The sequence below is a fragment of the Paucibacter sp. XJ19-41 genome (assembly GCF_028462495.1).
Classification (GTDB): Bacteria; Pseudomonadota; Gammaproteobacteria; order Burkholderiales; family Burkholderiaceae_C; genus Roseateles_E.
This window is the reverse complement of the sequence record NZ_JAQOWX010000077.1, coordinates 13,954-28,704: the sequence shown is the minus strand read 5'-3', so window position 1 is coordinate 28,704 and position 14,751 is coordinate 13,954. Positions and strand designations below refer to the sequence as shown.

Annotated in this window: 10 protein-coding genes and 1 pseudogene; 5 read left to right on the top strand and 6 right to left on the bottom strand. The window is 69.4% G+C overall.

The features are described 5' to 3' along the window. On the bottom strand, positions 1 to 1,069 hold a 1,069-nt coding region (locus PO768_RS18825), incomplete at its 3' end, for a ligand-binding sensor domain-containing protein (RefSeq protein ID WP_272647273.1). A gap of 103 nt (positions 1,070 to 1,172) precedes the next feature. On the opposite strand from PO768_RS18825, the gene PO768_RS18820 reads away from it, so the two are divergent. Together PO768_RS18820 and PO768_RS18815 are read left to right on the top strand one after the other, a co-directional pair. Continuing rightward, positions 1,173 to 2,456, top strand: coding sequence for a M16 family metallopeptidase (locus PO768_RS18820; protein ID WP_272647272.1), 1,284 nt, complete (start codon positions 1,173 to 1,175; stop codon positions 2,454 to 2,456). A gap of 89 nt (positions 2,457 to 2,545) precedes the next feature. Beyond that, positions 2,546 to 3,574, top strand: a complete 1,029-nt coding sequence (locus tag PO768_RS18815; RefSeq protein WP_272647271.1) for a Kelch repeat-containing protein — start codon at positions 2,546 to 2,548, stop codon at positions 3,572 to 3,574. Here PO768_RS18815 and PO768_RS18810 read toward each other — a convergent pair. Both PO768_RS18810 and PO768_RS18805 read right to left on the bottom strand, forming a co-directional pair. Then, the gene (locus PO768_RS18810) at positions 3,531 to 4,151 is read right to left on the bottom strand and encodes a response regulator transcription factor (protein ID WP_137942694.1); all 621 of its coding nucleotides are present in this window, start codon (positions 4,149 to 4,151) and stop codon (positions 3,531 to 3,533) included. The two genes, PO768_RS18815 and PO768_RS18810, sit on opposite strands and share 44 nt — an antisense overlap. Before the next feature lie 146 nt (positions 4,152 to 4,297). After that, positions 4,298 to 5,503 (bottom strand): annotated as a pseudogene (locus PO768_RS18805) (sensor histidine kinase); the annotation flags it as partial. A gap of 971 nt (positions 5,504 to 6,474) precedes the next feature. Here PO768_RS18805 and PO768_RS18800 point away from each other — a divergent pair. The 3 genes from PO768_RS18800 (at position 6,475) to PO768_RS18790 (ending at position 9,899) form a co-directional block, all read left to right on the top strand. After that, positions 6,475 to 8,769 carry an NADP-dependent malic enzyme gene (locus PO768_RS18800; RefSeq protein WP_137942653.1) on the top strand — a complete coding sequence of 765 codons (2,295 nt, stop codon included), beginning with the start codon at positions 6,475 to 6,477 and terminating at the stop codon, positions 8,767 to 8,769. 334 nt (positions 8,770 to 9,103) lie between these two features. Continuing rightward, complete coding sequence (locus PO768_RS18795; RefSeq protein WP_262969163.1) at positions 9,104 to 9,448, top strand: ribonuclease; 345 nt, start codon at positions 9,104 to 9,106, stop codon at positions 9,446 to 9,448. 55 nt (positions 9,449 to 9,503) lie between these two features. Further along, entirely contained in the window at positions 9,504 to 9,899 is a 396-nt protein-coding gene (locus PO768_RS18790; RefSeq protein ID WP_137942652.1) for a barstar family protein, read from the top strand. 232 nt (positions 9,900 to 10,131) lie between these two features. On the opposite strand, the gene rsmA is transcribed toward PO768_RS18790, so the two are convergent. From rsmA to PO768_RS18775, 3 genes are read right to left on the bottom strand one after another with little or no spacing between them, the layout of a single operon-like run. Next, positions 10,132 to 10,899 carry a 16S rRNA (adenine(1518)-N(6)/adenine(1519)-N(6))-dimethyltransferase RsmA gene (gene rsmA / locus PO768_RS18785; protein ID WP_269839214.1) on the bottom strand — a complete coding sequence of 256 codons (768 nt, stop codon included), beginning with the start codon at positions 10,897 to 10,899 and terminating at the stop codon, positions 10,132 to 10,134. A gap of 7 nt (positions 10,900 to 10,906) precedes the next feature. Continuing rightward, positions 10,907 to 12,232: a peptidylprolyl isomerase gene (locus PO768_RS18780; RefSeq protein WP_272647270.1), complete on the bottom strand. Its 1,326-nt coding sequence runs from the start codon at positions 12,230 to 12,232 to the stop codon at positions 10,907 to 10,909. After that, on the bottom strand, positions 12,225 to 14,627 hold the full coding sequence (locus tag PO768_RS18775) for an LPS-assembly protein LptD (protein ID WP_272647269.1): 2,403 nt from the start codon (positions 14,625 to 14,627) through the stop codon (positions 12,225 to 12,227). Before PO768_RS18775 ends, PO768_RS18780 begins: the two co-directional genes overlap by 8 nt. Between the last annotated feature and the right edge of the window lie 124 nt (positions 14,628 to 14,751).

Here is a 14,751-nt window from a genome sequence, read left to right as displayed (position 1 = left end):
CATCGGCCTCGGCCAGCGCGGCCGGCGGCCCGCCATCCGCCGCAGGGTCCGGGCCGCGCACGGCCAGCGCCGGGTGGTGCTGATGGCGTTGCAGGCCCAGGCCATAGCCGCTGATCCACATCGCGCCGCTGGCGTCGCGCAGCAGGCCGCTGATGTCATTGCCGGCCAGGCCGCTCAGGCGGCGCGGGTCATGGCGCAGCCTGGCCTCGATCGCGCCGCTGCCCCGGTTCAGCCACAGCAGGCCCACCTTGCTGCCCACCCAGAGCCTGCCGGCGCTGTCCTCGGCCAGGGCCTGCACCGGCGCCTGCAGCTGCTGGACCCAGCGCACGCGCCCCTGTTCGACCACGCCCAGGCGGCCGTCCTGGGTGCCCAGCCACAAGCGGCCGTCACTGTCCTCGGCCAGCGCCAGCACCGGCGCGCTGGCGCCCGGCAGCGGCAGCGCTTCCCAGACACCGTCGCGCAGCCGCGACAGGCCGCGCCAGTGGCCGGCCCAGACCATGCCGTCGCGGCCCACGCGCAAGGCCAGCACGCGTGCCTCGGGCTCGCCCTGCCAGCGCAGGTCCTGGGCTTCAAAGCGCCGCGTGGCCGGCGTGTAGCGCAGCAGGCCCTGGCCCAGCGTGCCGACCCAGACGGTGCCCTGGCCGTCCTCGGCCAGGGCCCGGATCGGCGCATGCGGCCCGGCCACGCCCCGCACACTGCCCAAGGACTCGACCCGGTCGCGCGCGGGATCGAAGACCATCAGGCCCATGAATTCGGTGCCTATCCACATGCGGCCGTCGCGGCCGGCGCCCAGCGCACGCACCCAGCCGAGATTGCGCCGCGCGCTGGTCGGGCCGTCCCGCTCGATGGGCCGCAGCCGGTAGCCGTCATAGCGGGTCAGGCCCTTGCTGGTCGCCACCCAGATGAAGCCGTCGCGGTCCTGCGCCAGCGCGGGCACGGTGTTCTGCGGCACGGCCACGGCCCGGAACTGCACCTCCAGCGCCTCTCCGCCAGGCCCCGCCTGCACGCCCGCCACAAGGGTCAGCAAAAGCAGCAGCAGGCAGCACAGGCTGCGGAGGGGGGATGGCATGGGCGAAATTGTAAGCAGCGCCCTGTGTCGGCCCGGCCCAGTGCAAGGCCAACAGGCTTGCGCGACACTAGCGACCCACGCCAGCCTCTCAGACCCACGCCTCTTGGACACCCGCAGCACGCCCCGCCTCGCCACCCTCGCCAACGGCCTGCGCGTCGTCGCCATCGACATGCCCTGGCGCGCGACGGTCTCGCTGAGCATCTTCATCCGCACCGGCAGCCTGCACGAGAGCGCGCGCCTCAATGGCATCAGCCATGTGGTCGAGCACATGGCCTTCAAGGGCACGGCCACGCGCGACTGCCAGCGCATCAATCTGGACGCCGAGCGCCTGGGCGCCGAGGTCAACGCGCACACCGACAAGGACCACACGGCCTTCCATATCGAGGGGCTGCCGGAAGACTTGCCGGCCTTTGTCGCGCTGCTGGCCGACATCGTGCTCAACAGCAGCTTCCCCGAGGACGAGCTGGAGCGCGAGCGCCGCGTCATCGAGCAGGAGTTCAGCGAGTTCGACGAGGACCCGGCCAGCGTGGCCTTCCAGCTGTTTGATCGCGCCTGCTACGGCCCTGCGCACCCGGCCGGCCGGCCCATCATCGGCACGCGGGCCAATATCCGCCGCTTCGCCCGCAGCGATCTGCTGGACTATGCCAAGCGCCAGTACACGGCCAGCAATGTGGTGGTGGCCGCCGCCGGGCCGGTGGACTTCGAGGCCTTGGCGCGCGTCACCGAGCAGGCCTTCGGCGCCATGCCCACCGGCGCACCGAATCGGGTGGAGGCCCCCGTCTGGCTGGGCGGGCTGAAGACGCGCCGCCTGGCCGGCAGCGGGCAATGCCAGGCGGTGCTGGGCTTTGCCGCGCCGGCGCTGACCGAGGACGCCCATCTGGCCTATGTGCTGGCCGCCGCGCTGCTGGGCGAGGGCATGAGCTCGCCGCTGCTCGACGAGATCCGCGAACGCCGCGGCCTGGCCTATCACACGGCCTGCGCGGCCGATATCGGGCCGCTGGCCGGGCAGTTCGTGATCGAGGGCTCGACCGCGCCGGCCCAGGCCGAGGAGTTCCTGGGCGCGGTCGAGGCCCTGCTGCTTCAGCAGAGCCAGGGCCTCGACCCGGTCGGGCTGGCCCGCGCGCGCAAGCAGCTCGGCGTGCGCTCGCTGCGCGGGCTGGAGCAGCCCTCGCGACGGCTCGAGGCGGCCGCGCAGGAGCTGTTCACGCTGGGCCGGCTGCGCGACACGCAGCAATGGCTGGACCAGCTGCAGGCGGTCACGGCCGCCGAGGTCGGCGCGGTGTTTGCGAGCCTGCTGGACCGGCAGCGCCCGGCCGCCATTGCGCTGGCCGGCAGCGTGCCGGCCAAGGTGCGCGAGCGGGCGCAGCGCCTCTTCAGCACCTCTTAATCCGCCCTGAAGACGCCTGCCGCTAAGCTCCCGCCGCTGTCGGTCTGCCGATCGGGCGGACACAGCAGAGAGCAACAGGGAGGCGGGGGATGAGCTGGTTGAGGGTGGGATGGGGGCTGTGCGCGGCCTGGCTGGGTGCGGCGCAGGCCGATGACGGGCTGCAGTGGCAGACCCTGGCGCCCATGCCCATCGGCGTGCAGGAGATCTACCCGGCACTGCACCGGGGCCGTATCGTCGTGGCCGGCGGGCTCAGCAGCGAGCTGCCGGCGGCGGCCGGGCATCTCAGCAAGGCGCTGCAGATCTATGAGCCGCGCGAGGACCGCTGGTCGCTGGGGCCGCCGCTGCCCGAGGGCCGCCACCATGCCCAGCTGCTGAGCCTGGGCGACACGCTCTATCTGATCGGCGGCTTTGTGCGCTGCGCCGGGGGCGACTGGTGCGCCAGCCGCGAGCTGCTGGCGCTGAAGGACGGCGCCACGCAGTGGCAGCGGCTGGCCGAGCTGCCCGAGGCGCTGACCGAGACCGGCACCTTTGTGCTGGGCGGGGAGCTGCACCTGGCCAGCGGCCGCAGCCCGCGCGGCCAGACCAACGCGCAATGGGGCGACCACGAGGATGTCGACGCGCACTGGGTCTTCAACCCGGCAGGCGGCAGCTGGCGCCGGCTGGCCGCCGGCCCGGAGCGCAAGAGCAGCGCCGCCGCCACGGTCTTTGAGGGCAGTCCCTATCTGGTCGGCGGGCGGCGCTACAACGGCGCCAATCTGCGCAGCGTGCAGCGCCTTGACCCGGCCACGGGCCGTTGGCAGGCCCAGGCGCCGCTGGCCTTCGCTCAGGCCGCCCATGGGCTGGGTCAGCTGGGCGGCTGGCTCTGCGCCCTGGGCGGCGAGTTTGCCGAGCACGGCGGCGGCGTGCTGGCCGAAGTGCAATGCCTGGACCCCGGGCAAGGCAGCTGGCGCGTCGTGACGACCATGCCCGAGCCACGCCATGGCCTGGGCGTCGTCAGCCTGGACGGCAGCCTCTATGCGCTGGGCGGCGCGCGCCGGCCCGGGCTGGACCAGACCAGCGCCCGGCTGGACCGGCTCAGCCGTCGCGCAGCAGATTCGACAGCTCGACCGCCGACTTGACGTTCATCTTCTCGAACACCCGGGCGCGGTGCACCTCGACCGTGCGCACGCTGATGAAGAGCTGATCGGCGATCAGCTTGTTGGGCAGGCCTTGCACCACCAGGGCCATCACCTCGCGCTCGCGCTCGGTCAGCTCGGCCATGCGCAGCGCCAGCTGGCCCTGGCTCTGGCGGGCCGCGATCGCGGCGGCGCTGGCGGCCAGCGCCTCCTCGACACGGTCGACCAGGGCGTTGTCGGAGAAGGGCTTCTCGACGAAGTCGAAGGCGCCGCGCTTGACCGCGGCCACCGCGGTCGGCACATCGCCGTGGCCGGTCAGGAAGATCACCGGCAGCGCGGCGGCCATGCCGCGCTCGATCAGGCGCTCGAACAGGGCCAGGCCGCTGGTGCCGGGCATGCGCACATCGAGCAGCAGGCAGGACGGCGCGTCGGGCCAGCCGGCGCCGTGGCCGGGCCGGGCGTCCAGCATGGCCTCGAAGGCCTCGGCGCTGCCGAAGCCCTCGGAGAGCAGGCGGCGCGAGCGCAGCAGCCAGGCCAGTGCGTCGCGCACCACCTCTTCGTCATCGACCAGGTAAACCATCGGCAGCTTGGTGGGCGTCTGTTGCATCGGGTTTCGTCCTCTCCTCGGACGCCATGGTATCGGCCGGCAAGGTGAAGCGGAACTCGGTGCCGCTGGGCCGCGTCGCGGAGGCCNCTCTCCTCGGACGCCATGGTATCGGCCGGCAAGGTGAAGCGGAACTCGGTGCCGCTGGGCCGCGTCGCGGAGGCCACCGTGTGGCTCTCGTAATCCATCGCGCCGCCATGTTGCTCGACCACGGTGCGGCACAGGCTCAGGCCCAGGCCCATGCCCTCGCTGCGGGTCGTGAAGAAGGGAGTGAACAGCTGCTGCGCCACGCCGGGGTCGATGCCGGGCCCGCGGTCGATGATGGAGAAGGTGACCCAGCGCGGCTGGGTCTGCGTGACCCTCAGGGTCAGCACCCGCTCGGCCAGCGGCGTGGCGCCGTCCATCGCCTGGATGCCATTGCGGGTCAGGTTCAGCAGCACCTGCTCGACCATGGTGCGGTCGCAGCGCACGCGCGGCGCGGGCGTGGGCAGGTCGATATCGATGCGGGTGCCGCTCTTGCGGGCCTGCAGACGCACCAGCGGCAGCACCGCGTCGATCAACTGGTCCACCGCGATCGGCTCGCGGGCCTGCTCGCGCCGGCGCACGAAGTCGTGCACGCTCTTGATCACGCGGCCGGCGCGCTCGGCCTGCTCGGCAATGCGGGTCACGGCCTGGCGCACCATCGCCGGGGTCTGCGGATCGTCGGCCTCGCGGGTCAAGAGGTTCAGCGAGGCGGTGGCGTAGCTGGCGATCGCGGCCAGCGGCTGATTCAGCTCATGGCTCAGCAGCGAGGCCATCTCGCCGACGGTGGCCAGCCGGGCGGTGGCCTGCAGCCGCTCCTGCTGCTGGCGCGACAGCTCCTCGATGCGGCGCTGGGCCGAGACATCGAGCACCGCGCTCATCCAGCCGGTCTGCTTGCCGACCGCGTTCTTCAGCGGCGCCTCGAAGATCAGCACCGGGAAGCGCTCGCCGTTGCGGCGCATGAAGACGGTCTCGAAACCCTGGCGCTGCTCCTGACCGGCCTCCCAGCGGGCGCTGCGGTCGCGGTGGCGGTCGCGGTAGACCTCGATGAATTCCGGCGGCCAGTAGGGCGGCGTGGCCTGGCCCAGCAGCTCGGCGGCCTCGAAGCCGACGATGGCGCAGAAGGCCGGGTTGACGTAGGTGATATTGCCGTTGATGTCGCGGGCGCGCAGGCCGGTGATCAGCGAGTTCTCCATCGCCTGGCGAAAGCTCAGCGACTCGGCCAGCGCCGCCTCGGCCAGCGCACGCCGGCGCCCGTCACGGGCCAGCAGCAGCACGACGGCGAACAGCGCCAGCGACAGCCCCATCACCAGCGCGGTGGCCAGATTGGGGATCAGCTGCGGCTCGCCGGCGGCGCTGTCGACGCGCAGCTGCAGGGTCAGGCCTGGCAGGTCGACGACGCGCTCGGCGAGATAGACACCGGCGCCGCGTGTCAACCCGGTGCGCGCCAGCCGGGTGCCATCGCCCTCGACAAAAGACATCTCATGCACCCGCGCCAGCTCCGGCGTGACCGCCTCCTCCAGCAGCTGGCGCAGCCCCACGGTGGCGACCAGAAAGGCCGTCACCTCGCCGGCACGCAGCTGCGGCAGGCACAGATCGACCACCTCCAGCCCCTCGCCGCCCGGCAGCGGCACGAAATAGCTGCGCGAGTAGAGCTGGGAGCCATGGCGCACGGCGGCCGAGCATGCCAGCTCGGTCTCCAGCTGCAGCTGCTCACGCCGGATCTGCGTGAACAGCGGCGCGGCATAGGGCGAGTCGACCGCCTCGACCACCTCGCGCCGCACATCGCGGTGCTCCAGCCGCAGCAGCGGCCGGGTGCGGCGCAGCATCTCGCCGGCATCATCGCGCCAGCGGCTGTCATTGAGGCTTTGCCAGAGCAGGGCCTGCAGGCCCTGCAGCTCGCGCCCGGCCATCTGCTTGGCGCGCGCGGCCACCTCGGCGGCCGCCTGGTCGGCCTGCTCCTGGGCCCGCGAGGCCTCGTAGCTCAGGGTCAGCGCCACCAGCAGGGTCTGGGCGATCAGCAGCAGGGACACCAGCGCGCCCCACAGCAGCGCGCGGCGCCAGCGCCGCCACAGCGGCAGCGCGGGCGAGGGGGTGGCGGAGCGCTCGGTCATGTCCATGCAGGCCGCAGTATCCTGTCTGCGGCGGTGAATCAGATGCGCAGTTTCGCGTATCAATTCGCGCCGATCTCGGTCCACACTCGGGCCTGATCCCTACAATCGCCGGCCACTCATGGCTCAGCCATGGGGCACGCCAGCCCAAACGCCTCGAATTGCCTATGTCAACGTCCGAACAAAAAAGCGCCCAGCTCCGTCAAGCCGCACTGGAGTACCACGAGTTTCCGACGCCCGGCAAGATCGCCATCGCGGCCACCAAGCAGCTCGTCAACCAGCGCGATCTGGCGCTGGCCTACTCGCCGGGCGTGGCCTTCGCCTGCGAGGAGATCGTCGCCGACCCGGCCAACGCCTTCCGCTACACCTCGCGCGGCAATCTGGTCGCCGTCGTCACCAATGGCACCGCCGTGCTGGGCCTGGGCAATATCGGCCCGCTGGCCTCCAAGCCGGTGATGGAAGGCAAGGGCGTGCTGTTCAAGAAGTTCGCCGGCATTGATGTGTTCGACCTGGAGATCCAGGAGAACGATCTCGACAAGCTGGTCGACGTGATCGCCGCGCTGGAGCCGACCTTTGGCGGCATCAATCTGGAAGACATCAAGGCGCCCGACTGCTTCTATGTCGAGCGCAAGCTGCGCGAGCGCATGAAGATCCCGGTCTTCCATGATGACCAGCACGGCACGGCCATCGTCGTCGGCGCGGCCTTCCTGAATGGCCTGAAGGTGCTGGGCAAGGACATCAAGAGCGTCAAGCTGGTGACCTCGGGCGCCGGTGCGGCGGCGCTGGCCTGCCTGGGCCTGCTGATGAAGCTGGGCCTGCCGCGCGAGAACATCTGGGTGACCGATCTGGCCGGCGTCGTCTACGAAGGCCGCACCGAGCTGATGGACCCGGACAAGGCCGTCTTCGCGCAAAAGACCGAGCTGCGCAGCCTGGGCCAGGTCATCGAGGGCGCGGATGTGTTCCTGGGCCTGTCGGCCGGCGGCGTGCTCAAGCCCGAGATGGTCGCCAAGATGGCCGAGCGGCCGCTGATCTTCGCGCTGGCCAACCCGACGCCGGAAATCCTGCCCGAGGCGGTGGCCGCGGTGCGCAGCGACGCGGTGATGGCCACCGGCCGCACCGACTATCCGAACCAGGTCAACAACGTCCTGTGCTTCCCTTATATCTTCCGCGGTGCGTTGGACTGCGGCGCCACGACCATCAATGACGAGATGGAGATCGCGGCGGTCTACGCGATCGCCGAGCTGGCCCAGGCCGAGCAGAGCGAGGTGGTGGCGGCGGCCTATGCCGGCGCGAACCTGAGCTTCGGCCCCGAGTACCTGATCCCCAAACCCTTCGACCCGCGCCTGATGATGAAGATCGCGCCGGCGGTGGCGCTGGCGGCGCAGGCCTCGGGCGTGGCGGCGCGGCCGATCACCGATATGGACGCCTACCGCGAGAAGCTGCAGAGCTTTGTCTACGCCTCGGGCACGACGATGAAGCCGATCTTCAACGTCGCCAAGCGCGCCGCCAACAAGCGCGTCGCCTATGCCGAGGGCGAAGAGGAGCGCGTGCTGCGCGCGGTCCAGGTGGTGGTCGACGAGGGCCTGGCCCGGCCCACGCTGATCGGCCGCCCGGAGATCATCGCCCAGCGCTGCGAGCGCTTCGGCCTGCGCCTGCAGGAAGGCCGCGACTACGACACGGTGAACGTCGAGCACGACGAGCGCTATCGCGACTACTGGCAGACCTACCACCGCCTGACCGAGCGCAAGGGCGTGACCCAGCAGCTCGCCAAGATCGAGATGCGCCGCCGCCTGACCCTGATCGGCTGCATGATGCTGCACAAGGGCGAGGTCGACGGCATGCTGTGCGGCACCTGGAGCAACACCGCGATGCACCTGCAGTACATCGACCAGGTGATCGGCAAGCGCCCCGGGGTCAAGACCTATGCCTGCATGAACGGCCTGATGCTGCCGGGCCGCCAGGTCTTCCTGGTTGACACCCATGTCAACTACGACCCGAGCGCCGAGCAGCTGGCCGAGATCACCGTGATGGCGGCCGAGGAGCTGATGCGCTTCGGCATCCGGCCCAAGGCCGCCCTGCTCTCGCACAGCAATTTCGGTTCCAGCAACTGCCCCTCGGCACTGAAGATGCGCGAGGCCCTGGGCCTGATCCAGACCCAGGCGCCCTGGCTGGAGGTCGATGGCGAGATGCATGGCGACACCGCACTGGACGCCAATTACCGCGCCCAGCTGATGCCCAACAGCACGCTGAGCGGCGAGGCCAATCTGCTGGTGCTGCCCAATATCGACGCCGCCAACATCAGCTACAACCTGCTGAAGACCGCCGCCGGCGGTGGCATCGCGATCGGCCCGGTGCTGCTGGGCGCGGCCAAACCGGTGCATGTGCTGACGCCCTCGGCCACCGTGCGCCGCATCGTCAATATGACGGCGCTGACCGTGGCCGACGCCAACGCCGCGCGCTGAAAACGTACCCGGCCCCTCGAAACGCCCCGCTCGCGGGGCGTTTTTACGCCCCATCCGGGTGCGTGACGAGGCCGTGACAGGCCTCGTTTTACAAAAGTTTGTAAGAGCTCACCATAGCAGTTTCAACTTCGAGAGTGCTGTCACAGCCTATATATCCACGAATGCGTGCGCACACTAACTAAGCAGCAATAGCCCCGCAACAAGGGTGTGGCGGCTTGAGGTTTTCGGCCTCATTCGGTACCATCTTGCTTTCGATATTCAGGGTAAACCCGTGTTTTTGCTCGATAGGTCACCGATGTGGCCGTCTTGGCGCAAGTTCGGTCTTGCCGTCGCCATGCTGGCGGCGCTGGGCACGGAAGTGCATGCCAAGCCGTCGGTAAGCCCGCAGCAAGACACGGTGGCCTTGGCGGCGTTGCCGCGCGAAGCCCAGAACACACATCGTCTCGTGCTTGCCGGAGGGCCTTTCCCCTACGACAAGGACGGCAGCGTGTTCGGCAATCGCGAGCGGCTGCTGCCATCCAAGGCCAGGGGCTACTACCGCGAATATACCGTCAAGACGCCAGGCGCCCGCAACCGCGGAGCCCGGCGGCTGGTATGCGGCGGTAAACCTCCGACCAACCCCGATGCTTGTTTTTATACCGACGACCATTACGCCAGCTTCAAGCGCATCGCGCCCTGAGCCCGTAGTGACCGGCGGCCAAAAGTTCTTGTGACTATATAGGAGGATCGCGACCATGCTTTTGCAGACCGTCCGTCCCAATATCGTGCAGGCCATACGGGCCTATCGCGTAGAGGACTTGGCCCAGGCAGCCCAGGATGCCGGCCAGCATTTCCTGTATGCCAATCTGAGCGAAGCTCAGTCCAAGCAGGAAGTGCTGGAGGGCATCGCCCAGTCCTTTCTGTTCCCGGCGCACTTCGGCAAGAACCTGGACGCCTTGCATGACTGCATGACCGATCTGGTCCACAAGTCGGGCGCCCAGCCCGGCTTTGTGGTGGTGCTGGAGCAGCTGCCCGACAACCTGCGCTTCGACCGCGAAGCCCGCGAGCAACTGCTCGACGTCTTCCGCGAAGCGGCCGACTACTGGGCCGACCGCAAGGTCCAGTTCCGCTGTTTCTATTCTTTTCAGTAGCCCGCTCCCAAGAAAACGGGTCATGGGAGCGGGCTGCTGAGGTGGCCCCGGTTGCTGAGAAGCCGGCTGCGAAAAGCAGCAAGGCAGCGGCGAATGCAAACTTCGGCATGAATATGCCGATGATGAGCAGCGCTTTCGATACCTCGATGTGGCTGAATGCGGCCTAGCGCCGCCTGAAGTCAGCGCGCTTGCAGCAAGAAGAAAGGGACTCCGCTGGAGTCCCTTTTTGTTTTCAGAGCGCCTGGGCCAGCGCGATGTAATCGGCCACCGGCACCTCCTCGGCGCGGCGCTTCAGATCGAACTCGCCCTCGAAGCCACGCGCCGCCAGCCAGACACCCAGGCTGTGGCGCAGCAGCTTGCGGCGCTGCGAGAACGCCACCTGGACCATCTCGCCCAGCAGCACCGGGTCCAGCGCCGGCGCCTGGGCATAGGGCAGCATGCGCACAATGGCCGAGTCCACCCGTGGCGGCGGATCAAAGGCCTCGGGCGGCACGTCCAGCACCGCCTCGACGTGATAGCGCCACTGCAGCATCACCGAGAGACGGCCGAAGTCCTTGTTGCCCGGCGTCGCGGCCATGCGATCGACCACCTCTTTTTGCAGCATGAAGTGCTGGTCGACCACCTGGTCCACAAAGCCCAGCAGGTGGAACAGGATGGGCGTCGAGATGTTGTAGGGCAAATTGCCGACCACGCGCAGGCGCCGGCCCTTGGCGGCGGCCAGCGCCGCGAAGTCAACCTTCAGCACATCGGACTCGATCACCTCCAGATCGTCGCGGCGGCGCAGCTTGGCGGCCAGGTCGCGGTCCAGCTCGATCACGGTCAGCGGCCGGCTGCTCGCCGGCAGGCTTTGCAGCAGCGGCAGGGTCAGGGCGCCGAGGCCGGGGCCGATCTCGACCAGGGCCTGGTCCTCGGCCGGCTCGATCGCGCCAACGATGGCATCGATGATGCCGCCATCGGTCAGGAAATGCTGGCCAAAGCGCTTGCGGGCAATGTGAGCCATCAGATGCTCACTGCCATTCGCGCAGCTCCACAAAGGCGCGTGCGCGCAGCTCGGTGACCCATTCGCGGTAGGCGTCCTCGTACTTCTGTTCGCGCAAGGCATTGCGGGCCTGCTCGCGCAGCTGCTTGGGATCGACCTCGGTGTCGCGACGCTCCAGCACCTGGATCAGGTGGACGCCGAAACGCGAGGGCACCGGCGCCGAGATGCCATTGATCGGCAGCGCATTCATTGCCTCCTCGAACTCGGGCACGAAGCCGCCCGGTGAGACCCAGCCCAGATCGCCGCCGCCGGCGGCGCTGCCGTCCTCGGAGTTGTCGATCGCCACCTTCTCGAACGTGGTCTGGCCGCTCTCGATCAGACGCTTGAACTCGGCCAGGCGGCGTGCCGCCACCTCGGCGCTCAGCTGCTCGGAAGGCCGCAACAGCACATGGCGGGCCCGGGTCTGCGTGACCATATTGACGGCATCGGCCGCCGTGCGGCGCTGCACCAGCTTCAGCACATGAAAACCGGCCCCCGAGCGCAGCAGCTCGGCGCGCACCGCACCGGACTGCAGATCGCGCACCGCGTCGACGAACAGATCCGGCAACCGGTCGGCCGGGCGCAGCCCGATCTCGCCGCCGCGCTGCTTGTTGCCGTCCTCGGAGACTTCCCGCGCCACCTTGGCAAAGTCCTCGCCCGCCTTCACGCGGGCCAGCGCCGCCTCGGCCTTGGCACGGCGCTCGGCCACCAGCGCCTCGGCCGCGCCCTCGGGCACCGCGACCAGGATCTGCGCGATATTGAGCTGGTCCGCGCCACCGGCCTGCTGGCGGCGCTGCTCCAGGAATTTGTCGATCTCGCCGTCGGTGATGCTGATGCGGCCCTGCACCTCGCGCTCGCGCACCCGCTCGGTCATCATCTGGTCGCGCAGGTTCTCGCGGAAGCGCCGGTAGTCCAGACCCTCGGCGCGCAGGCGCTCGCGCAGCTGCTCCATCGTCAGCTTGTTCTGCGTCGCGACATTGGCGACCACCCGGTCCAGCTCGGGCTCATCGACCCGGGTGCCGCTCTCGCGGGCATGGGTGACGATGACGCGATCCTCGATCATCGCTTCCAGCGCCTGCTTGCGCAGCGCCTCGATATCGGGCGTCTCGCCACGCCGGCGGGCCTCCTCGCGCAGGCGCTCGGTGCGCAGCGCCACCTCGCTGGCCGCCACCACATCCTGATTGACGACGGCGGCGATATGGTCGCCCGGCCGTAGATTGGCGCCGGTGCCCTGCGCCTGGGCCACTGAGCAGACCAGGGTCGCGCTCAGCACGCAGGCCAGAGGCAGGAAACGAAAGAGCTGCAGATCAGTCATAGGATTGGATGGGCGAGCGGTCGGAGCTCAGCTGACGGTAACCGGGGATATTGTCTCTCAGGACTCCGAGCGCATTGGAGCCCAGCTGGGACAGGCCCACCAGCTCCAGCTGCAGCAGCAAACGGGTATTGGTTTCGGCCCGGCCGGTCGACAGCCGCTCGGCCCCGACCCGCAGGATCCAGCAGCCGGCGTCATATTCGACGCCCAGCACCGAGTCGGTGAAACGGCGGTCGCGCAGGCTGTACTGCAGGCGGCCGGCGCTGTACCAGGCGCCGCTGCAGCTGCCGCCGCTGCCAACGCTGCGCCGCGCGCGCGGCCCGTCGGACTGGGCCACCGCACCGAACAGCGGCCATTGCCAGCCCAGCTCCAGCTGCTCGCTCTGCCCGCGCGCCAGCCGGTAGGCGGCATTGACGGTGCGGAAGGGGCCGGGCGAATAGCGCGCACGCAGGGTCGAGCGCACGCTGCGGCCCGAGTCGGCATTGAACTGCAGCGAACCATCCATCCACCAGCGCTCGCTGACATGGGCCGAACCGAGCAGCAGCAGGTCGGAGACCTTGCGCGTCTGCGTCTGGCCGTCCGGCGTGATGCGCTGGTCATTGAACAGAAAGCGCTGCACCAGGCCCAGGCGCAGCAGCTCGGCGCCGCCATTGGCGTCGATCCAGCGCGAGGTCGCGCCCACCGTCAGCTGATGGGCATCGGACACCCGGTCGACACCGGAGAACTGGTTCTCGGTGTAGATCGAATCGAAGTTGAAATCCTTGGCCGCCGAGTCGAAATTGGGCAGGTCCAGCTGGTCGCGATACGGCGTCTTGACATAGAGCAGGCGGGGCTCCAGCGTCTGCGTCAGCCCGCGCCCGAACAGCCGGGTCTCGCGCTCGAAGATCCAGCCATGGTCGAGGCTGAAGCTCGGCACCGATCGGCTGGCCGAGCGCCGGCCGTCGGCCAGGGCCTGGTCCAGCGAGTAGCTGGCCGCATTCAGCGACAGCTTCGGGATCAGCCACCAAGCCGCGCCGCTCATCGGCAGGCTGACATGGCCCAGCAGATGCACACGCGAGCCGGTCTGGGTCTGGCTGCTGAGCGCGTCGGTGGGCAGGTCGAAGCGGTTGTATTCCAGCTCCAGCCCGCCCTCCAGCCGGGCCTTGCGACCCCAGGGGGTGAAGCCGGCCAGCACGCCCTCGTCGGCCAGGCTGGACAGGCGCACGCCGATCTGCGGCGTGCGCTGGTAGGGCGACTCGAAGCGGGTCTGCAGGTCTGTGCCCTGCAGCAGCTGCCATTGCTGGATGCGCGCATAGGTCTGCGCCTCGCCCCAGCGGAAGCTGTAGCCGCGCTGCAGCTGCAGATCGCTGCCCAGCAGGCGCTGGGTGTCGCTGGCTATGCGCTTGGGCAGGTCTTTCCAGTAGTCGTCGTCCGAGACCCGCTCGGAGCGCAGGCGGTAGCGCCAGGCCAGGCCCAGCTCGCCGTCATGGCTGAGGTTCAGCGCCCAGCGCTTGCGATCGGCGACGCGGTCATTCGGCAGCCAGGCCAGATTCAGCTCGCCGCGATGATGAGGCTCCAGATAGCGGAATTCGCTGTCCAGGCCGACCCCGCGGCGTGTCATCACACAGGGCGTCAAGGTGGCGTCGCGCTGCGGCGCGATATTCCAGTAATAGGGCAGGCCCAGCTCGACACCGCTGCGGTTATCGACGCCGACATTGGGTGGCAGCCAGCCCGATTTGCGCTCACCGCCCAGCGGGAAGCTCAGCGCCGGCGCGGCCAGGATGGGCACGCCGTAAAAACGCAGCACCGCCTTGCTGGCCAGGCCTTCGTTGGCCTCGAAGTCCATCTTCAGGGTCTCGGCCGTCAGCTGCCAGGCCTGGGTGCCCTCGCCTTCGACCGCCGGACAGCTGCTGTAGGTCGCGGCCTCGGCGCGCAGGCGCTTGCTGTCGAGAAAGCGCAGCGAGCGGGCCGTGCCGCCGCCACCGGTTTCCGAGAAGAAATAGCTGGGCTGCAGGAACTCGCCTTCGAAACGCTGCAGATACAGCTCCAGGCTGGGGCCGCGCACGGTATTGCCGGCCCGGCTGATCTCGACGCTGCCGGTGGCGCGCGCCAGATCGCTGGCCTGCTCGTAGCTCAGGCTGTCGGCGCGCAGCAGCAGATCGCCGTAGCGCAGCTCGGCCTCGCCCTCGGCCAGCGAGCGCTGGTCGATCTGGGTCTGCAAGCGCTGGGCGCTCAGCACCAGGGCCGGCTTGCTGGTCTCGCTGCTGGCCGGCGCCATCAGCAGGCGCGAAGGGCGCAGGCGCAGCGGCTCGTCGGCCGGCGCAGCGAGGGCTTGCCCGCACAGGCCCAGCAGCAGGGCTGACAGCAGCGGGGTCAGCGCGGTCGGCGGCGGTGAGGAGGGAAGCGGTGGGCGCAGCACGGCGTCGGCGGGCGTCTTCTTCGGACGATGTTGAGCGAGGGCTTCGGCACGGTGCCGACGGTTTGTAGAATTGATTATCCATGAGGCACCCGCCTCGCACCCAATGCCGCGCCGCTGCGGCCGT